Raw genomic sequence first — 19,748 nt, 5'->3', positions numbered from 1 at the left:
GCGGGCTACTCGGCGATCGCTTCGAGGTTGGACTGGACGGTGCCGAGGATCTCCTGGGGGTCGCCCGTCTCGAGCGACTCCAGCTGGGAGTTGAAGTCGGTGACGACGTCGGTGGCGCCGGCCAAGGTCGGCGGGAACTGCGCGTACTCGGCGCCGTCCAGGAACGCGACCAGGTCGGGGTTCGCGCTCGTCCAGTCGGGCGCGGCGGACTGGATCGACGGCATCGGGCCGAACGCCTCGGAGAACGCGAGCTGCTGCTCGGCGCTCGTGAGGTGCTCGACGAGGTCCAGCGCGGCCTGCTGGTTGGGGCTGTCGGCGGCCATGCCCCAGCAGTTCGTGAACTGCAGGGTGCCCGGGCCGGCGGGTCCGGCGGGCAGCTCGGCGACCGTGTACTCGAGGTCGGGGAAGTCGTTGGTCAGGGCCCCGGTGATCCAGTTGCCCTCGACGGCCATCGCGGCCAGCTCCTTGCCGAACGCCTCGCCGGCCCAGCCCGCGCCCAGGTCGGCCGCGTAGGCGAACGTGCCATCCTCCAGGTGGGTCTGCGCGTACTCGAGGCCCTCCACGCTGCCCTCGCTGTCGGCGACCGGCTCGCCGTCCACGACGAGCCCGCCGCCGGCCTCGGCCATGAAGACGCCGAGGCGCTGGTACTCCGCGCTGAGCGCGAGGCCGGCGCGGTCGTCGGTGGTCAGGGTCTCGGCGACCGTCGCCAGCTCTTCCCAGGTGGTGGGGGTGTCGGCGTCGGTGAGGCCCGCGTCCTCCCACAGCTGGGTGTTGATGACGAGCGCGAGCGTCGAGAAGTCCTTCGGCGCGCAGTAGAACGTGTCGTCGACGGTGAAGTTCTCCACGAGCGACGGGTAGAAGTCGTCCTTGTTCGCCAGGAGGTCGCCGTACGGCTGGAGCGACCCGTTCTCGGCGTAGCCGGAGATCGCGTCGGGGGAGAGGTAGAACAGGTCTGGCGGCGTGCTCGCCGCGAAGCCCTGGGAGAGCTGCTGAGGCAGGTCGCCGGCGACCTGGACGTCGGCCGTGACCCCGGAGTCCGCCGACCAGTCGGCGACCGCGTCCGTGACCGCGTCGGTCTCGGCGTCACCGGACGAGGCGATGAGGACCGTGAGCGCGTCGTCGGAGCTCGTGAGCTCGGTGGTCTCGCCCGCGGCGTCGGCGGGCTCCTCGAAGCCGGAACCGCCGCAGGCGGTGAGCGTCAGCGCACCGGCGACGAGGAGGGCCCCGGTGCCGGCGAGGCGCCGTGAGATGTGGCGTGTCATGTGTCTCTTCTCCTTTGATGAGGCAGCACGTGGTGGTGATCGGTCTGGCCAGGCTGGCAAAGTTTGAACGATCAAATTATGCTAGCCAGGAGATTAGGGAGGGGCTGGGTGCGGTGTCAAGGCGCGGCCGCCGCCCCATAGGATGGCGGTTCGAACGTTCAAGACAACGGCCAAGGCACGAGGGGGTCACGATGGCGAAGGCCCCCACCGTGGAGGACGTCGCGCGCGCGGCCGGCGTCTCACGTCAGACCGTCTCGAACGTGCTGAACTCCCCGGCCATCGTGCGCGGCGCCACCCGCGAGCGCGTCGAGCGGGCGATCGCCGAGCTCGGCTACCGGCCGCACGCGGCCGCGCGCCGGTTGCGCACGCGGCGCAGCTCGACCATCGGGGTGCGCCTCGACCCGTACCGGGGCGGCATCTCCGGAGTGGTGCTCGACCGCTTCGTCCACGCGCTCACCGAACGCTCCAGCGAGCGCGGCATGCGGGTTCTGCTCTACGCCGCACGCACACCCGCCGAGGAGATCGAGCGGCTGAGCGACCTGGTCGACGGCGGCGAGATCGACGCTGTCGTCCTGACCAACACGTTCTACGCCGACACCCGCACCAGCTGGCTGCAGGCCCGCAATGTGCCGTTCGTGTCGTTCGGCCGCCCATGGCGTGCAGCCGACGACGACGACGAGCCCCCACACCCCTGGGTCGACGTCGACGGCGCCGCCGGGACCCGGGCTGCGACCAAGTACCTGCTCGCCCACGCCGGCCCGCGCATCGCGTTGCTCGGCTGGCCCGAGGGATCGGGGACCGGCGACGACCGTGCCCGCGGCTGGCATGAGGCGATGTCCGCGGCCGGAGCTTCCGGTCCCCGCTGGAGCACCGAGGACAGTCTCGCCCTGGCACGTGACCTGGTCGGCGCGGAGCTCGCGGCCGACCCGACGATCGACGCGATCGTCTGCGTGGCTGACTCGCTGGCGATCGGCGCGCACCTGGCCGCCACGGCGCTCGGGCGGCCCGAGCTCCCGGTCGTCGGGTTCGACAACACCCCCGCCGCCGAGGCGCTGGGGATCAGCAGCGTCGAGCAGCTGCCCGAACAGGTCGCCGCCGGGGTGCTGGACCTGCTGATGGGGCCGACGGGCGGCGTCGTCCTACGCCGAGACCCGGCCGAGGATGAGGCACACGTGCTGGTCGAGCCCCGCCTCGTGGTGCGCTGAACCGGCTGTCGCCCGGCCACTCCTGACCTCGGTTCAGCAGGCTCAGGAGAGCCGTGATCCTCGGGTATACGGACCCCTGGTGCCTGCTGAACGAGAGTCAGTCGGTGATTCGCCGGTCCGCTACCGCCCACGTTGCGCCGTCCGGGTCCGTGAGGCGCACGGAGACGACGTCGTGGACGGCGACGTCGAGCACGCCGCCTGCCGAGCAGGTGTCCGCCTCCACGACGCACGGGCCGAGCGCGATCTCGCGAGTGCCGGCCGTGAGGTCCGGCCCGCCGGGGTCTGGTCCGTCTGCGCCGTGCGGATAGTGGTGGGCGGGGTCTGATCCGGCGGCTGCTCCGGCCTCTGCTCCGTCATCGACCGTGACGACGACGTCGTAGCTCGGTGCCGCTCCGGCGTCGCGGACCACCACGTACGCCCAGGACGGGTTGCCCTCGTAGAGGAAGACGGTGCCGACGGACTGTGCGGAGCCTCCCGACCCGGTATCCGTCGTGAGGTCGGCGGCCGCGAGGTAGCGGCCGTTCGCCGTTTCGAGCGTCGAGCGGTAGGAGGTGGCCAGCTCGCGGTCAGGTGCGGTAGCAAGCCACACGCCCGCGCCGCCGGCGCCGAGCAGGCCCACCCCCACGGCCGTGGCGAGGACGGCGCGTCGTGCGCGGTGCCGCCGGACGGTCACCGGATGGACGGGTTCGGCCGCAGGGCGGTCCGGCTCGGCCGGCGTGCGGAGGTCCTCCGCCGGTGAGCGGAGGTCGGGGTCGGGCGAGAGCCGGGCGAGCACGCGGCCCTCGAAGTCCGCCGAGGGCTCGCGCTCCGGGGCGAGCAGGAGCACCTCGTCGGCCGCCGCGGCCAGAGACGAGAGCTCCTCCCGGCAGCTGTCGCACGTGGCGAGGTGCGCCATGACCGCGCCCCGGGTCGTGCCGTCGGCAACCCCCAGCGCCACCTCGGTGAGCGCGTCGCGTAGTGCGGCGCACCGTTCGGACGCCGTCATGGTGTGTCCACCTCCCGCATGGTCGTCAGCTCGTCGCGCAGGTGCCGCAGTCCCAGCCGGATGCGGGTCTTGGCCGTCCCCAGAGGCACGCCGGTCCGTTCGGCGATCTCCGCCCCGCTGAGCCCGAAGACCGCCGCGAGCACCACCGCCGTCGCCTGCTCCCGCGGCACCCGGGCGAGCGCGGCGTTCACCGCGGTGCCGGTCGCTACCCGCTCTGCGAGCCGGTCGGGGTCGGCGATCGTCTCCACCATGGCCACCGGGTCGACGGGGATGTCGCGTCGCACGCGGAGCACGTCGATCGCCGCATGCCGGGCGATCGCGAGCAGCCACGTCGTCGCGCGGCCACGCCTCGGGTCGAAGGCGTCGGCGTGCCGCCACGCGCGGACGAACGTCTCCTGCGCCACCTCCTCCGCGACGGCGGGGATGCCGACCACGAAGAGTGCGAGCCCGTACACCCGTGCCTGGTGCCGGCGCACGAAGACGGCTGCCGCGTCCGGGTCGCCCGCGGCCATCCCGGCGAGGAGCGCCTCGTCCGATGCCGTCATGTCCTTCCCTACGTACGACTCCCGCTCGTGGATCTCGCACCGGTGCGAGAGATCCGTCCGGGTACCCCGCCGCGTAAGGAGAGGTGACGGACTACCGGACCGAGGAGGAACCATGTCCAGACTACGAGGAGCCAGGCTCGCCGCAGGAGCGGCGCTGACCGTCCTGCTCGCTGCGGGTTGCGGCGGGGCAGAAACAGGTGGCGGCGGCGATGGGGGCGACGCCGGGGATGCCGGCGGCATGACCCTCGAGATCACGTCGCCGGCGGACGGCGACGCGGTCGAGGTGCCGTTCACCGTCGAGCTGGACTCCAGCGAGGAGCTCGGCCCGACCGATTCGGGCCTTCATCACGTCCACGTGTACTTCGACGGCAACGAGGAGGAGTTCACGGTGGTCGAGAGCGAGAGCACCGAGGTCACCGACCTGCAGGAGGGCGAGCACGTGGTCACCGCATCGCTGCGCAATGCCGACCACTCGCCCGCCGGGGTGGAGACCGAGGTCACGGTGACCGTCGGGTCCGGCGGCATGGGGGACGACACGGGCGACGACGGTGGTACCGACTACTGAGCGGGGCGACTCGCGGGCCGGGACGATCGAACGTTACTCGCGGCCGGCCCGCTGGTTCCATGCTGGCGTCTACGTGACCGTCCTGGTGCTGCTCGGCACCGGGTGGTGGCTCCTGCTGGGGGGAGAGGGCAGCCCGAGCGTGCTCGCGCGCGCCACCGGGACCTCGGACGTGGACCTGCACACGGTCACCGGCTGGGTCCTCGCGGGGCTGACCGTGCTGGCCGTCGTGATCGGCGCCCGCGGGTGGCGCACCTTCTGGCGCGATTCCGTCAAGTTCTGCCGCGGCGACGCCGCGTGGTTCCGGCGTTGGCCGGCCGCGATCTTCACCGGACGGTTCGGGCGGCACGAGGGCCGGTTCGACCCCGGGCAGCGCATCGCGAACCTGGTGCTCGTCGCGACGCTGCTCGCCCTCGTAGTGTCGGGGGTGGGGCTGGTGCTCGTCAGCGGAGGCCCGGCGTTCGTCTGGCTCTCCCTGGTCCACCGGTGGTCGTCGTACGTGGTGACCCCCGTCGTCGTCGGGCACATGATCATCGCCTCCGGGGTGCTGCCCGGCTACCGCGGGGTGTGGCGGGGGATGCACCTGGGTGGCCACCTCCGCCAAGCCGATTCGCACCGCGTGTGGCCGGCCTGGACGGAGCGAACCACCAACCGGCGTCCCGACGAATAGCCCTTTGTTGTGGGCGCGATCGTTGCGCCTGGAACGGACGGATAGTCGCAACGATCCCGCCCACAACCAAGGCCTGTTACTCGACGAGCTTGCCCGCCGTCGAGACCTCCTGCTGCTGGATCAGGGCGGCGATCTCCTCCGGGACGGGCGGGATCTCCTCGCGCTGGACCCCGGTGCGCGGAGACCAGACCAGGTTCACCTGCAGCGCCGGGTCCAGGTCCGGGTAGTCCGAGCGGTTGTGGCACCCGCGGGTCTCGCGCCGTTCGAGGGCGGCCTCCAGCGTGGCGCGCGCGGCGATGAGGGACGCCTTGAGGTCGAAGGCGTGCGCGAGGTCCTGGAACCCGGCGATGTCGGGGTGCACGCCGATCTGCGCGGTGCGCTCCTCGATCTCGTCCAGCTCGCGCAGGCCCGCGAGCAGGCCCTGCTCGTCCCGCACGACGCCGGCGTGCTCGGTCATCGTGTTGCGGACGGCGCGCTGCAGCGCCCGCACGTTCTCGTGCCCGTCGGCGACCAGCAGGTCGGCGACCTCCGCGCGAGCCCGGGCCTCGGCGTCGTGCGACCGCCGCTGCGCCTCGAGGCCCGCGGAGTAGGCGGCCGCGGCGCGGCCGACGATGCGGCCGAACACGAGCAGCTCGATCAGGGAGTTTCCGCCGAGGCGGTTGGCGCCGTGCAGGCCGCTGGACGCCTCGCCGATCGCGTAGAGGCCGTCGACCTCCGTGCTGTGGTCCTCGGGCCGCACCCACACCCCGCCCATGGAGTAGTGGGCGGTGGGGGCGATCTCGATGGGCTCGGCGGTGATGTCGAGCATCTGCAGCTCGAGCATCGTCTGATAGACGCGCGGCAGGCGCGTCATGATCGTCTCCCGGGGCAGGTGGGAGACGTCGAGCCAGACGCCGCCCTTCTCGGTGCCCCGCCCCTCCTTGATCTCGGTGTAGGCGGCGAGCGCCACCCGGTCGCGGGTGGACAGCTCCATCCGCTCGGGGTCGTAGCTCTTCATGAACCGCTCGCCCAGGGCGTTGCGCAGGATGCCGCCCTCGCCGCGCGCGGCCTCGGAGATCAGGGTGCCCGCCGCGTTCTCGGGCTCCAGGATCCCGGACGGGTGGAACTGGACCAGCTCGGGGTCGCGCAGGCGCGCCCCGGCCTCGACGGCGAGGCGGAACGAGTCGCCGGTGTTCTCGTCGCGGCGGGACGACGTGCGCCGCCAGATGCGGTTGTGGCCGCCCGCCGCGAGGATCACGGCGTCGGCGTGGATCAGGTAGCGGGTGCCGTCGGTGAGGTCGAACCCGTAGGCGCCGAACACGGCGCCGTCGTGCACGAGGATCCGGGTGACGTAGACCGAGTCGAGGATCGGGATGTCGAGCTGCGTGGCCCGGCTGACCAGGGCCCGCTGGATCTCCAGGCCGGTGTAGTCGCCGGCGAACGCGGTGCGGCGGTACGTGTGCGCGCCGAAGAACCGCTGGGAGATGCGGCCGTCCTCCTCCCGGGCGAAGGCCATGCCGTACCGCTCGAGGTCGGAGATGCCCTGCGCGGCGCCCTGGGCGACGATCTCGGCCGTGTGCGGGTTGGCCAGGAAGTAGCTCTCCTTGATGGTGTCGGCGGCGTGCTGCTGCCAGCTGTCCTCCGCGTCCATCGTGCCGAGCGCCGCGTTGATGCCGCCGGCGGCGAGCGACGTATGCGTGTCCATCCGGGGCCGTTTGCCCAGGGCCAGCACGTCCACCCCCTGCTCGGCGAGCTCGATCGCGGCGCGCAGGCCGGACCCTCCGGTCCCGATGACGAGCGCGGTGGTGGAGATGCGGCGTTCGATGGTGTCCATACTCAATCCGACCACCGGCGGGACCGATTCGTGACAGGGTCAGGGTGTGAAGAATCTCATCAGGTGAGATGGGTCATCGGGTGTGTGTCACACCGGCGGGAGCGCCTCGTCGTCGGCCACTACCGTCACCGACGGGTGGGTCCGCAGGAACGACGCCGGGACGGCGGCGGTGACCGGACCGCGCAGCGCGGCGTCGAGCGCCCACGCCTTCGTCGCGCCCGAGGCCACCATGACGATCGTCGATGCGGTCAGGATCGTCGCGATCCCCTGCGTGATGGCGTGCGAGGGCACGCGGTCCGCGTCGCCCGCGAAGTATCGCGCGTTGGCGGCGCGCGTGTCGTCGCTCAGGGCGACCACGCGAGTGCGGGAGTGGCGGCTCGAGCCCGGCTCGTTGAAGCCGATGTGGCCGTTGCGCCCGATCCCGACGACCTGCAGGCCCACGCCACCCAAGCCACGCAGGGTGGCCTCGTACCGCTCCGCGTCCTGCTGCGTTCCGCCGCGCGGGACGAGCACCCTGGACTCGGGGATGCCGAGCGGCTCGGCGATGTGCCGGACGACGTAGGAGTGGTACGACCGCTCGTCGCCAGGGTCGATGCCCACGTACTCGTCGAGCGCGGCGAGCGTGAGCCCCTCGGTGACCAGCCCCTCCGCCCGCAGCTCGGCGAGAGCGGCATACAGGCGGAGCGGGGACGCTCCCGTCGCGACGCCGAGCACACCCGTCGGGTGGCCTCGTACGTGGTCGGCGACGAGCCGCGCGGCGACGACACCCACCTCGTCCGTGGCCGCCGCGAGAACGAGGGGGCCACGGACAGGGTGGGCGACGGCGCTCGGGGCGGGCGAACCCGATCCTGAGACCGAGATCGAAGCCGAGGCCGACGCGTGCGTCAACCGTCCTCCCGCAGGAACAGCTCGACGACGGGGATCGCGACGTCGGGCCGCCGGACCGGCAGCCACAGCGTCAGGGTGTCGTCACCGGTGCCGGCGGCGCTGGTCATGTGCGACTCGGCGTCCGTCGACAGCACCTCCATCGGCACCTCCGAGGCGTCGTGCAGGAGCTGGGCGTACTCCACGCGTCCCGCGAGCCCGGGCAGGTGCACCGCCTCGAACGGCCAGGCGAACAGGTGCAGGTAGAGGCGGTTGCCGCGCTGGGTGTAGCGGCAGTCCGGCGGCGGGGTGTACGCGGCGGGTCCGGCGCCGTAGATCGCCCGGCCGTGGTGCGACATCCATCGTCCGATGGCGCGGAGGGTGTCCACAGCCACGGGGTCCAGCTCGCCTCGGGCTGTTGGCCCGACGTTGAGCAGGAGGTTGCCGTCCTTGGCGACTGTGTCGACGAGCATCCGTAGCAGCAGCTCCGGTGACTTGGCCGTGGTGTTGTCCCGGTCGTATCCCCAGCTGCCGTTGATCGTCTGGCAGGCCTCCCAGAGCGCCGGCACGCCGTCGATGGTCGGCGGCTCCGCCGGCTGGTACTGCTCGGGCGTGATGTAGTCGCCCGGGATGCCGAGCCGGTCGTTGACCAGGATGCCCGGCTGCAGCGTCCGGACCGTGGCGAGCAGCTCCGCGCTGCCCCAGTCCCACGGGCCCTTGCCGCCCCAGACCAGCGCCCCGTCGTGGATGTGCTCGGGATAGGAGAAGTCGAAGAACAGCTGCTCGACGGGGCCGTATCCGGTGAGCAGCTCGGCGACCTGGGCGTGCAGGTACCGGCGGTACTGGGTGATGTCGCGCGCCTCCGACCGCGCGGCGGCGTCGTCGCGCAGGGGGTGCAGCCCGTCGATCGGGAACTGCGGGTGGTGCCAGTCGATGAGCGAGTGGTACATGCCGACGCCGAGGCCGCGCGCACGGAAGGACTCGGTGATCGGGCCGATCAGGTCGCGCCGCCACGGCGTCGAGGCGACAGAGAAGTCGGTGTCCTGCTCCGTCTCCCACAGGCAGAAGCCCTCGTGGTGCTTCGTGGTCACCACGACGTACTTCATCCCGGCGGCCGCGGCGAGGTCGGCCCACTCCACGGGGTCGAACAGGTCCGGCTCGAAGTGCTCCAGGTACTGCTGGTACTCGGCGTCGGGCGTCCGTTCGCGGTGCCGCATCCACTCGTTGCGGGCCGCTGCCGAGTACAGCCCCCAGTGGATGAACATCCCGAAGCGTCGCTCTCGCATCCGGGCGACGGCTTCGGCACGCAGGGTGTCGCCGTGCGAGGCGACCTCGTGCGAAGCGCCGTCGTAGGTGGAGGTTGTCATCGGATTGCGCCCTTCGCGATGTCGCCGATGAACTGCCGTGCGCCGAACAGGAAGACCACCAGGAGGGGCACGGTCGCCATGAGCGCGCCGGCCATGATCATCCCGTAGTCCTGGCCGAACGCCGCTTGGAGCTGCGCCAGCGCCACCTGGAGCGTGATCCGGTGCGGATCCGTGAGGATCGTCAGCGGCCACAGGTAGTCGTTCCACGTGGAGATGAAGGTGAACAGCCCGAGGAATCCCAGCCCCGGGCGGATGAGCGGCAGGCACACGGTCACGTACTGGCGCATGAAGCCGCCGCCGTCGAGCACGCAGGCGTCCATCAGCTCGTCGGGCACGGCGGACTTGATGTACTGGCGCAGCCAGAAGATCCCGAACGCGTTGGCCGCCGCGGGGATGATGAGCGCCTGCATGCTCCCGACCCAGCCGAGATTCACCATCGTGATGAACTGCGGGATGATCGAGAGCTGCATCGGCAGCATGAACGTCACGAGGACTGCCGTGAACAGCGCATCGCGGCCGGGGAAGTCGAACTTCGCGAAGGCGAACGCCGCCAGCGAGTCGAAGAAGAGCACCAGGAAAGTCACCGCGAGTGCGACGAACAGGGTGTTGACCAGCGGAGCGACGAAGTCGATCTTGTCGAAGACCTTGCCGATGTTCTCGATCAGGTGGCTGCCCGGCAGGAGCTTGGGCGGCGACTTGTAGATGTCGCTCGTGGTGTTGCTCGCGATGACGAGGAGCCAGTAGATGGGGAAGAACGACAGGGCGGCGCCGGACCAGAGCATCAGGTAGAGCCCGAGCCGGCGGCGTCGGCGGTTCCCGGGGGACGGCGCGGGGCGTGCGACGCGGCGCGGTGTCACGGGTCGTGGCGAGGCGAGGATGCTCATCAGCGCGTGGGGTCCTCTCTCTTCACGCTGTAGCGCCAGCTGATGATCACGAAGACGAGGACGATGAGGAAGATCCCCCACGCGATCGAGGCGCCGTAGCCGAACTTGTTGTGGCTGAATGCCTGTTGGTAGAAGTACAGGACCATCGTGAGGCCGCCCTGCCCGGCGCCTCCGCTGTTCGGGTTGGTCGTGCTGGGGCCGCTGGTGAGCACCTGAGCCTCGGTGAAGCTCTGCAGCCCCGTGATGGTCGAGACGATGAGGACGAAGATCAACGTCGGCCGCAGCAGCGGGAGCGTGATGGAGAAGAAGGTCCGCACCGGGCCGGCGCCGTCCACCTTGGCCGCCTCGTAGACCTCGCTGTCGATCGACTGCATTCCCGCGAGGAAGATGATCGCGTTGTACCCGGTCCACTGGTACGTGATCAGGATCGAGATGGTCAGCTGGAGGCCGAGTGGTGTGGACAACCATCTGAAGTCCGGTATGCCGACCGCGTTGAGAAACGCGTTCATGAGCCCGAACGACTCGCCGAAGATCGCCCCGAAGAGGATCGCCATCGCCACCACGGACGTGATGTTCGGTACGAAGTACGCGATCCGCAGCGCCGTGCTGTAGCGCACGGCGTTGTTGAGCATCGCGGCCACCGCGAGCGCGAGGAGCATCATCGGGATGGTCGAGATGGCAAAGATCACGAAGGTGTTCCGGACGGAGAGCCAGAACGTGTCGTCGGTCGCCAGCCGCACGTAGTTGTCGAGACCGACCCACTCGGGAGAGCCGAGGCCGTTCCACTTCTGGAACGACAGCACGAGGGAATAGATCGTCGGATAGAGGCCGAAGCTCAGGAAGAGGATGAAGAACGGCGCGATCGCCACGTACGCGGGCCAGGCGCGCACGGCGCGACGCCGGCGGGAGCGCACAGAGGTGTGCACCCCCGCCGGCACCGTAGAGGCTGTGAGTGTCACGCGGACTCCAGAGCCTCCTTGGCCGCCGCGACTGCGTCGGCCCAGGCCTTCTCAGGGTCCTTGCCCAGCTCCACGTTCGTCAGCTCCGTGTAGTACGGGGCGGCGACCTGGTTGTCGAGCGGGCTGTTGTAGACGGTCGGCATGTTCTCCGAGGCCTCGACGAAGACCTCCACGGTGTCCTGGCCGCCGAAGAAGTCGTCGCCGTCGTGCAGGCCGGGCTCCTCGAAGGCCGTGGTGCGGGCCGGGAAGTTGCCGGTCTCGGTGTACATGACCGCCTCGTTCTCGGGGCTCAGTAGGGCCTTGATGACCTCGAGTGCCGCCTCCTTGTCCTCGGTCGCGGCCGGGATCGTGAGGAACGAGCCACCGATGTTCGCGGGACCCCCGGGCATCTGCGTGACTCGCCACTTGCCGGAAGTGTCGGCCGCGTTGCTCTTGATGTCGCCGGCGTACCAGGCGGCACCGCTCAGCGTCGGCAAGAGGCCGGCGTTGACGGCGGAGGCCCAGTCGGGGCTGCCGTCACCGATCCCGGCCACCAGGCCGCGGTCCCACGCCTCGATGGAGAGGTCCCAGGCGTTGCGCACCGCGTCGCTCTCGCCGAGGAACTCGCCGTCGGGGCTCACGAACTTGGTCTCGCTCTGGCCCATCACCTTGCCGAAGAGGCCGCCGGCCGAGACCTCGAGGTGGGCGTCCGGGACCGCCTTCTGGAGCTCCTCGCCGAACGCGAAGTAGTCCTCGTAGGTAGCGGTGGCCGCCCCGACCTCGGCCGGGTCGGTCGGCATTCCCGCGTCCGCCAGGACGTCCTCGCGATAGAACAGGCCGGCCGGGCCGATGTCGATCGGCAGGCCGAGCAGCGCGCCGTCCGGGGTCGTGGCCTCGGCGAGCTTCCACTCCGGGAACTCGCCGACGATGTCGTCGATGTCGAGCGTGTTCAGGTCGGTGAACAGCTCCGGGTCCTGGAGGAAGAACGGCATGTCCTCGCCCTTGACGCCGGTGATGTCGGGGATGTCCGCGTTGGCCGTGAAGCCGGTGAGCAGCTTCTGCTTGAAGTCGTCGCCGATGACGGACGTCTCGAGGCCAGGCGTGTCGGCCGTGACTGTCTCGACGACCGTGTCGCTGAGGCCACCCGGCCAGATCCACATCGTCAGGGATCCGTCGGAGGCGGTCTCATCGCCCGAGCCGCCCGGGGCGCTCGAGCACGCCGTCAGGCTGAGGGCCAGGGACGTGATCGCCGCGAACGCGGCGACACGGGGGCGGCCCCGTGAGGTGTTGAGGCTCATTTCGATTCTTCTCCATGTTCGGTCGAGCTGTTCGGTCGAGCTGTTCGGTCGAGCTGTCGGTGGAACTGTTCGGTGGAGGTCGGAAAGGGTGGAGGCGACGCCGCTCAGGGCACGGCGTCGCGGAGGAAGGCGAACCGCGCTGCGTCGGCCGCGGAGGGGTGTTGGTCGAGCCAGCGGACGAGGCCGGCACGGGTGGGGGCGGTGGCGGCGCCGCCGGGACGGGAGACCGTGATCGCCGCGGCGAGCGCCGCGAAGTCGATGCGCTCGCGCAGGGTCCAGTCCGTGAGCGACGCCACCGCCAGGGCGCCGACGAACACGTCGCCGGCTCCGGTGACGTCGACGGCGTCGACGGCGACGGGCTCGACGTGGACCCGCTCGCCGGTCTCGGAGTCCAGGGCGAGGACGCCGCGGGCGCCGAGCGTGACCACGCTGAGTGGCACGCGCGCTGCCAGCGACTCCAGGGCCTGCTCCGGGGTGTCGGTCCGGGTGAACGCCATGGCCTCGCCGTCGTTGGGGACGAAGGCGTAGCAGCCGTCGAGCCCGTCGAGGACCGTGGTGTCCCACGCCCCGCTGTCGTCCCAGCCCAGGTCCGCGAACACCCGCGTGCCGCGGTCGACGAGCGGGCGGACGACGTCGTGCGTGGTGTCGTCGACGTGGACGATGGCGACGCGGGGCCGGACGTCCGCGTCCAGGATCTCGCCGAGGTCTCGCGGCGCGGGCTTCCCGCCGGTGACGAGGGCGCGGTCGCCGTCGAAACCGAGCGAGGCCGTGACCGGCAGCGCCCACCCCGCGACGGTGTGGAGCCCCGAGGTGTTGATGCCCTCGCGTTCGAGGAGGCCCGCGCACAGTCCGCTGAGCGGGTCGTCACCCACGACGGCGCTGATCGCCGTCGACGCCCCGAGCCGGGCGGAGACGATGGCCATGTTGGCGATCCCTCCAGGGCCCCAGCCGAAGTCGGCGGTCCACGTCTCCTGGCCCGGGCGCGGGCTGCGATCCAGGCCGGCGAAGACGACGTCGAGGAAGAGCTGGCCCACCGCCAGGGTGTCCACCTGGGCGCCCATCGGGGCGTGCGCTTCAGGTCGCGCCTCGGATGCGCGCACCTCGGGTCCGCGCACCTCGGGTCCGCGCACCTCAGGGCTGAGCGCCCCAGGTCGCAGGCTCGTCGGAGCCGGTCCCATGGGTGCGTCCTGCGCGCCGCGTTTGATGGCCACGGTCCTCCTCGGTCGGGCAATCGTCCGTAAGGAATAGCACGACTCTGCGCGCCGCTGCAGTGTTTTGATTGTTACAGTTGAGTAAATGAGCGAAATTGAGCGACCGTGGTAGCGTGCTCCGCGTGAGAGATCTGCGTGAGCGAGTCATCCTGGATCACCTGCGCAAGACGGGAGCGGCCACGGTCGGCGAGCTCGCCTCCGTGACGGGGTCGAGCGTGGCGACCATCCGCCGCGACCTGCAGCAGCTCGACCAGGCGGGGACGATTCGGCGAGCCCACGGCGGGGCCGTGCTCGCCGAGGAGGACGCTCCGTTCGCCACCGTCGAGCCGGTTAACCGGGAGGCGAAGCAACGCATCGCCGCGCGCGCCGCCGAGATGATCGAGGACGGCGAGTCGGTGCTCCTCGACATCGGGACGACCACGCTGCAGCTCGCGCGGATGCTGCACGGCAGGCACGTCACGGTCATCACCCCGAGCCTCGCGATCTACGAGGCGCTGCGGGACAGCCGCAGCGTCCACCTCGTGATGCTGCCGGGGGACTACGACCCGGTGTACCAGTCGGTCTCGGGCCCGCTGACCACCGAGTGCCTGCGGATGATCCGTGCTGACCGCGCGTTCCTGGGGGTGAGCGGCGTGTCGGACACGGGCGACCTACGCGACACCACCATGGCCCAGGTGCCGATCAAGCAGGCGATGGCCGAGGTCTCGGTCGAGATCACCGTGCTCGCCGACCACAGCAAGTTCCCGGGCACCGGCCTCGGCCGCGTGAAGCTCCCGCCCAACGTTGCCCGGTTCATCACCGACGCGGAGGTGTCCGAGCCGGTCTCGAGCGCCCTCGCCGCCCAGCAGGTGGAGGTCGTCGTCGCATGAGACTGACCATGATCGGTGGCGGCGGGTTCCGCACACCGCTCGTCTACGCCGCGCTGCTGCGCGACCGCGCGCCCGGGCGAGTGACGTCAGTGGCGCTGGTCGACACCGACGAGGCCCGCCTGCGGACGATGACCCGCATCCTGGCCACCCAGGCCCAGGGCGTGGCCGACGCCCCCGCCGTCACCACCCACACGGACCTGGCCGAGGGCCTGCGGGGGGCCGACTTCGTGTTCTCGGCCATCCGGGTCGGGGGCATCGAGGGCCGGGCGAACGACGAGACCATCGGGCTGGCGCACGGGGTGATCGGGCAGGAGACGGTGGGCTTCGGCGGTATCTCCTACGCCCTGCGCACGCTGCCCACGGTCATGCACCTCGCCGAGGTCGTGAAGCGGGTGGCGCCGGACGCCTGGGTCATCAACTTCACCAACCCCGCCGGCCTGGTCACCGAGGCCATGGCGCAGGTGCTCGGGAGCCGGGTCATCGGCATCTGCGACTCGCCGATCGGGCTGGCCCGCCGGGCGCTGTCCGCGCTGGGCCTGCCGACCGGCCCGAACGTCGAGGTGGACTACGCCGGGCTCAACCACCTGGGCTGGGTGACCAGCCTGCGGGTCGACGGCGTCGACCGCCTGCCCGAGCTGCTGAGGCGGCCGCAGCAGATCGAGGCCTTCGAGGAGGGCCGGCTCTTCGGCGCCGAGTGGATCCAGACCCTGGGCGTGCTGCCGAACGAGTACCTGCACTACTACTCGTACCGGCGCGAGGTGCTCCACTCCGACCAGCTCGCCTCCCACACGCGGGCCCGCTACCTCCTGGAGCAGCAGGCCGCCTTCTGGTCCGACGCGCACGGCGCGCCCGACCCGCTCGCCGTCTGGGAGGCCGCGCGGCTCGACCGGGAGGCCACGTACATGGCGACCAGCCGCGACTCCGTGGGGATGGGGGAGCGCAACGCGGACGACCTGGTCTCCGGGGGCTACGAGAACGTGGCGATTTCGCTGATGCGCGGGATCGCGTACGACGAGCACTCGCGCCTCATCCTCAACGTCCCCAACGCGGGCACGATCCCCTGGCTGGACGACGACGCCGTCGTCGAGGTGCCCTGCATCGTCGACGCCTCCGGCGCGCACCCGATCCCCGGCGCCCAGGTGCCGGACTTCGGCCGCGGGCTGGTGACGACGGTCAAGTACGTCGAGCGCGAGACCATCGAGGCCGGGATCGGCGGCTCACGCGCGGCGGCGCTGCGGGCCCTGGCCCACCACCCGCTCGTCGACTCGGTCCGGGTGGCCGACGCCCTGCTCGACAGCGCTCGTGCCACGTTCCCCGAGCTGTCCTACCTCGACTGACCCGACTGACCCGACTGACCCGGAAGCAGACGCCATGCATCAGAACCAGAAGCTCGTCGAGGAGCGCATCCACCGGGTGCTCACCGAGCGGATCACCCCGGCCTGCTACTCGGCCCGGACGCCCGTCGCCCTCTCCGCGTGGGAGGTGCCCGACGAGCCGGTCCCGGTCGGCGAGGCGCTGCTCGCGACGTACTCGGACTTCGCTGTCGGCACGTCGTGGGGGCGGCCGTGGTCGACCTGGTGGTTCCAGGTCAAGGGTGCCGTTCCCGCGGACTGGGCGGGGCGCACCGTCGAGCTGGTCGTCGACCCCGGCTTCCAGGGCGACTGGCCGGGCAACCAGGCTGAGGGCCTGGTTTTCACCCCCGACGGCGTCCCCGTCAAGGGCATCCACCCGCGGAACATGTACGTCCCGATCGCGGACGTCGCCGCGGGCGGCGAGCGGGTGCACTTCTTCATGGAGGCCGCCGCCAACCCGGACATCCTCAAGAACGACTTCGTGCCCACGGTCTACGGGGAGAAGTCGACGGCCCCGGCTGACCCGGTCTACACGTTCGCGACCGCTGAGCTCGCGGTCCTCGAGCCCGAGGTCTGGGCGCTGCGGTTCGACGTCGAGGTGCTCTACCAGCTCGCCAAGGAGCTTCCGCCGGCCGAGCCGCGCAGGCACGAGGTGCTGCGCGCGCTCGAACGGGCGCTCGACGTGCTGCTGCTGGACGACATCGTCGGGACGGCGGCCGCCGCCCGGGCCGAGCTCACCGATGTCCTCGCGCGGCCCGCGAACGCGTCAGCGCACGTGCTCAGCGCCGTCGGGCACGCCCACATCGACACGGCGTGGCTGTGGCCGATCCGGGAGACCAAGCGCAAGGTCGGCCGCACGTTCTCCAACGTGCTCGCGCTCGCCGAGCGGTACCCGGACTTCCGGTTCGCGGCGTCGTCCGCCCAGCAGTACGCGTGGATCAAGGAGCGCTACCCCGACATCTGGCGTGGGATCCAGGCGGCCGTCGAGCGGGGCCAGTGGTTCGTCGTCGGCTCGCAGTGGATCGAGCCCGACGGAAACCTGCCCGGCGGCGAGGCCATGGTCCGCCAGCTGACGCAGGGCCTGCGCTTCTTCGAGCGCGAGCTCGGCGTCACCACCAAGGGCATCTGGATGCCCGACTCCTTCGGCTACACCGCCGCCTTCCCGCAGGTCGCCAAGCTGGCGGGCGTCGAGTGGTTCCTCACGCAGAAGATCTCGTGGAACCAGACGAACGAGTTCCCGCACCACACCTTCTGGTGGGAGGGGATCGACGGCAGCCGCATCTTCACGCACTTCCCGCCGGCCGACACGTACAACTCGACGCTCGAGGGCGAGGAGATCCACCACGCGGTCCGCGAGTTCCGCGAGAAGGGCAAGGCCACGACGTCGCTCGTGCCGTTCGGGTACGGCGACGGCGGCGGCGGGCCGATCCGCGAGATGATGGAGCGCCAGCGCCGCGTCGCTGACCTCGAGGGATCACCGCGGGTGCAGATCGAGAGCCCGGACGAGTTCTTCGCCCGCGCGCGGGCCGAGTACTCGGACGCACCCGTCTGGGTCGGCGAGCTCTACCTCGAGCTGCACCGCGGCACCTTCACGTCGCACGCGCGGGAGAAGCGCGGCAACCGCCTCGTCGAGCACCGGCTGCGCGAGGCGGAGCTCTGGTGGACGGCGGCGGCCCTTGGCGGCGCCGACTACCCGTACGACGCCTTCGAGCGCCTGTGGCAGACCACGCTCCTGCAGCAGTTCCACGACATCCTGCCCGGCTCGTCGATCGCCTGGGTGCACCGGGAGAACGAGGAGGAGTACGGCCAGAGCTTTGCGCGGCTCGACGAGCTGCTGGGGCACGCGCTCAAGCACCTCGAGGCGGACGGCGCGGTGGTCAACGCGGCCGACCACGCCCGCGTCGGCCTCGTGCTCGACGAGCACGGCGACCCTGCCGGCCTGGTGAGCGTGCCGGGCCACGGTCTAGCCCCCTTCGAGCCGCTCGAGCCCGCCCAGCCCGTGACGGCCGAGCGCGACGGCGAGCACGTCGTGCTGCGCAACGACCTCGTGCGGGTGCGCATCGACGCGCGGGGTCTCGTGACGTCGATCGTCGACCTGCGCGCGGACCGCGAGCTCGTGCCCGCCGGCCGTGCGGCCAACCTGCTCCAGCTCCACCAGGACCTCCCGAACGCGTGGGACGCATGGGACATCGACGCGCACTACCGGCACACCGTGCGCGACCTCGTCGAGCTCGAGTCGATCGAGGTCGTCGAGGACGGCCCGCTGCGCGCGCGGGTCGAGGTGGTGCGCACGTTCGGCGCCTCCCGCGTGACCCAGCGGATCGCGCTGCACGCCGACGACGCCAGCGTGCACCTCGAGGCGGAGCTGGACTGGCACGAGGGCGAGAAGCTGCTCAAGGCGTCGCTGCCCTTCGTCGTCCATGCCCAGCACCACTCGGCGGAGATCCAGTTCGGGCACCTCCGTCGTCCGACGCACACGAACACCTCCTGGGACGACGCGCGGTTCGAGGTCGTGGCGCACCGGTGGGTGCACGTCGAGGAGCCTGGCTACGGCATCGGCGTGGTCAACGCCGGGACGTACGGCCACGACATCACCCGGAGCGTCGGCGACGACGGCCAGGTCGAGACCGAGGTCCGCCTCAGCCTCGTGCGGGCCGCGAAGTCGCCGGACCCGCACCAGGACCAGGGGCACCACCTCTTCGCGTACGCGGTAGTGCCCGGCGCGTCCGTCGGCGACGCGGTGGCGGCCGGCTACGACATGAACCTGCCGCTGCGCCTCGCCCCGGGCACCACCGCACACCGGGCGGAGCCGTGGAGCGTCGTGTCGAGCTCGGACCCGGGTGTGCGGATCGAGGCGGTCAAGCTCGCCGACGACCGTTCGGGCGACGTCGTCATGCGCGTCTACGAGGCGCTCGGGCGGCGCGCCGAGGCGACGCTGTCGGCCGGGTTCGACGTCGCCGAGGTCGCCGAGGTCTCCCTCACCGAGCGGCCGCTGTCCGAGGGCATGCCCCGCGCGCGCTCGCTGCACGTCGCCGGACGCTCGATCACCCTGGGGCTGCGCCCCTTCCAGATCGTGACGCTGCGGCTCACTCGCGGCGTCCCCCACCCCTGACAGACCGCGCCCACAACCAACCGGGTCAGCAGTGGACCTCGGCGAGAGCCGAGAACACCGCACGGTTCAGCCGGAACGCGAGCTGCGCCTCCGAGACCGTAGCGGCGACCTCGTCGGGGCCGAGGGCGAGCTGGTCGAGCCGGTCGCGGTAGGCGTCCTTGAAGACCTTGACCTTCGGGATGTCCGGGAACGTGTAGAAGGCCAGCCCGCCGTCGGCGAGGCCGTAGTGGCGCTCGATCATGCGCTTGACGATCTGGCCGCCGGACAGGTCGCCCAGGTAGCGCGTGTACGCGTGGGCGGCATAGTGCGGCAGGCTGCCGCCGACCTCGCGCACGCGGTCCGCGTACTCGCGCGTCGCGGGCAGGATCCGGATCTCCTCGCGCCACGACGGCCCGTACAGGAAGGCCAGGTCCCGCTCGATCGCCGGGACCCGCGTGAGCTCGTCGAAGACGAGGCCGGCGCCGCGGTCGTCGGCGCGCACGTCGGTGCTCGCCGCTTCGAGGGCCTCGTAGACCGCGAGCTGCTGAGCCGCGAGGTCGGCGTAGGCGGCCCGGGTCAGTGCGCCGGACATGAGCTGCTCGATGAACCGCTCGGTCTCTGCGGCCGCGTGGTCAGTGCGCGTGCCCTCACGCAGCAGGGCGGACAGGGGGACGTCATCCTCGACGGGCAGGCTCACAGGGTCTCCTCCGACGCAGCGCTGACGTGCTGACAAAGTGTCATCACGTGGCGATCATAGCAATCAGAGTAAGGCCAGCCTAACTTCGCGAGCTCGGACCAGCGGGATCTCGGCGAGGCCGCCTCAGGGTCCGGG

The 19,748-nt window shown here is 71.1% G+C and carries 17 protein-coding genes; 6 read left to right on the top strand and 11 right to left on the bottom strand.

Annotated elements, in window-relative coordinates; genetic code table 11:
* Positions 1-5: 5 nt before the first annotated feature.
* Complete coding sequence (locus IE250_RS03195; RefSeq protein ID WP_189667789.1) at positions 6-1,262, bottom strand: sugar ABC transporter substrate-binding protein; 1,257 nt, start codon at positions 1,260-1,262, stop codon at positions 6-8.
* Between the two features lie 191 nt (positions 1,263-1,453).
* On the opposite strand from IE250_RS03195, the gene IE250_RS03190 reads away from it, so the two are divergent.
* Entirely contained in the window at positions 1,454-2,467 is a 1,014-nt protein-coding gene (locus IE250_RS03190) for a LacI family DNA-binding transcriptional regulator (protein WP_189667788.1), read from the top strand.
* Positions 2,468-2,564: 97 nt separating this feature from the next.
* Here the strand turns inward: IE250_RS03190 and IE250_RS03185 are convergent, their stop codons facing one another.
* Positions 2,565-3,452, bottom strand: a complete 888-nt coding sequence (locus IE250_RS03185; protein WP_189667787.1) for a zf-HC2 domain-containing protein — start codon at positions 3,450-3,452, stop codon at positions 2,565-2,567.
* On the bottom strand, positions 3,449-3,997 hold the full coding sequence (locus IE250_RS03180; RefSeq protein ID WP_229872094.1) for an RNA polymerase sigma factor: 549 nt from the start codon (positions 3,995-3,997) through the stop codon (positions 3,449-3,451). The genes IE250_RS03185 and IE250_RS03180 overlap by 4 nt, the downstream gene beginning before the upstream one ends.
* 112 nt (positions 3,998-4,109) lie before the next feature.
* Here IE250_RS03180 and IE250_RS03175 point away from each other — a divergent pair, with 112 nt between their 5' ends.
* Together IE250_RS03175 and IE250_RS03170 are read left to right on the top strand one after the other, a co-directional pair.
* On the top strand, positions 4,110-4,562 hold the full coding sequence (locus IE250_RS03175) for a hypothetical protein (protein WP_189667786.1): 453 nt from the start codon (positions 4,110-4,112) through the stop codon (positions 4,560-4,562).
* Positions 4,546-5,229, top strand: a complete 684-nt coding sequence (locus IE250_RS03170) for a cytochrome b/b6 domain-containing protein (RefSeq protein ID WP_189667785.1) — start codon at positions 4,546-4,548, stop codon at positions 5,227-5,229. The genes IE250_RS03175 and IE250_RS03170 overlap by 17 nt, the downstream gene beginning before the upstream one ends.
* A gap of 76 nt (positions 5,230-5,305) precedes the next feature.
* On the opposite strand, the gene IE250_RS03165 is transcribed toward IE250_RS03170, so the two are convergent.
* The 7 genes from IE250_RS03165 to IE250_RS03135 all read right to left on the bottom strand — a co-directional run bounded on the left by IE250_RS03165 (position 5,306) and on the right by IE250_RS03135 (position 13,604).
* A complete protein-coding gene (locus tag IE250_RS03165; protein WP_189667784.1) occupies positions 5,306-7,042 on the bottom strand; it encodes an FAD-binding protein in 1,737 nt (578 codons plus the stop codon).
* A gap of 87 nt (positions 7,043-7,129) precedes the next feature.
* Complete coding sequence (locus tag IE250_RS03160; RefSeq protein ID WP_229872093.1) at positions 7,130-7,930, bottom strand: glucosamine-6-phosphate deaminase; 801 nt, start codon at positions 7,928-7,930, stop codon at positions 7,130-7,132.
* Positions 7,927-9,273, bottom strand: a complete 1,347-nt coding sequence (locus IE250_RS03155) for an alpha-L-fucosidase (protein ID WP_189667783.1) — start codon at positions 9,271-9,273, stop codon at positions 7,927-7,929. Before IE250_RS03155 ends, IE250_RS03160 begins: the two co-directional genes overlap by 4 nt.
* Positions 9,270-10,157, bottom strand: a complete 888-nt coding sequence (locus tag IE250_RS03150; protein WP_189667782.1) for a carbohydrate ABC transporter permease — start codon at positions 10,155-10,157, stop codon at positions 9,270-9,272. The genes IE250_RS03155 and IE250_RS03150 overlap by 4 nt, the downstream gene beginning before the upstream one ends.
* Positions 10,157-11,116: a carbohydrate ABC transporter permease gene (locus tag IE250_RS03145; protein WP_189667781.1), complete on the bottom strand. Its 960-nt coding sequence runs from the start codon at positions 11,114-11,116 to the stop codon at positions 10,157-10,159. Before IE250_RS03145 ends, IE250_RS03150 begins: the two co-directional genes overlap by 1 nt.
* Positions 11,113-12,393 carry an ABC transporter substrate-binding protein gene (locus IE250_RS03140; protein ID WP_189667780.1) on the bottom strand — a complete coding sequence of 427 codons (1,281 nt, stop codon included), beginning with the start codon at positions 12,391-12,393 and terminating at the stop codon, positions 11,113-11,115. Before IE250_RS03140 ends, IE250_RS03145 begins: the two co-directional genes overlap by 4 nt.
* A 104-nt stretch (positions 12,394-12,497) precedes the next feature.
* Complete coding sequence (locus tag IE250_RS03135) at positions 12,498-13,604, bottom strand: carbohydrate kinase family protein (RefSeq protein WP_229872092.1); 1,107 nt, start codon at positions 13,602-13,604, stop codon at positions 12,498-12,500.
* A 122-nt stretch (positions 13,605-13,726) separates the two neighbouring features.
* Here IE250_RS03135 and IE250_RS03130 point away from each other — a divergent pair, with 122 nt between their 5' ends.
* From IE250_RS03130 to IE250_RS03120, 3 genes are read left to right on the top strand one after another with little or no spacing between them, the layout of a single operon-like run.
* Positions 13,727-14,473, top strand: a complete 747-nt coding sequence (locus IE250_RS03130; protein ID WP_189667779.1) for a DeoR/GlpR family DNA-binding transcription regulator — start codon at positions 13,727-13,729, stop codon at positions 14,471-14,473.
* The gene (locus tag IE250_RS03125; RefSeq protein ID WP_189667778.1) at positions 14,470-15,810 is read left to right on the top strand and encodes a 6-phospho-beta-glucosidase; all 1,341 of its coding nucleotides are present in this window, start codon (positions 14,470-14,472) and stop codon (positions 15,808-15,810) included. The genes IE250_RS03130 and IE250_RS03125 overlap by 4 nt, the downstream gene beginning before the upstream one ends.
* 34 nt (positions 15,811-15,844) lie before the next feature.
* Positions 15,845-18,937 carry an alpha-mannosidase gene (locus tag IE250_RS03120; RefSeq protein WP_189667777.1) on the top strand — a complete coding sequence of 1,031 codons (3,093 nt, stop codon included), beginning with the start codon at positions 15,845-15,847 and terminating at the stop codon, positions 18,935-18,937.
* A gap of 25 nt (positions 18,938-18,962) precedes the next feature.
* Here the strand turns inward: IE250_RS03120 and IE250_RS03115 are convergent, their stop codons facing one another.
* Positions 18,963-19,613 (bottom strand): biliverdin-producing heme oxygenase, encoded by a 651-nt coding sequence (locus IE250_RS03115; protein ID WP_189667776.1) that lies wholly within the window; start codon positions 19,611-19,613, stop codon positions 18,963-18,965.
* Positions 19,614-19,748 lie beyond the last annotated feature (135 nt).

This window comes from Promicromonospora soli, from assembly GCF_014653785.1.
Classification (GTDB): Bacteria; Actinomycetota; Actinomycetes; order Actinomycetales; family Cellulomonadaceae; genus Promicromonospora; species Promicromonospora soli.
Note: the sequence above shows the minus strand (reverse complement) of the source record. Positions and strands in the feature narration are given on the sequence as shown.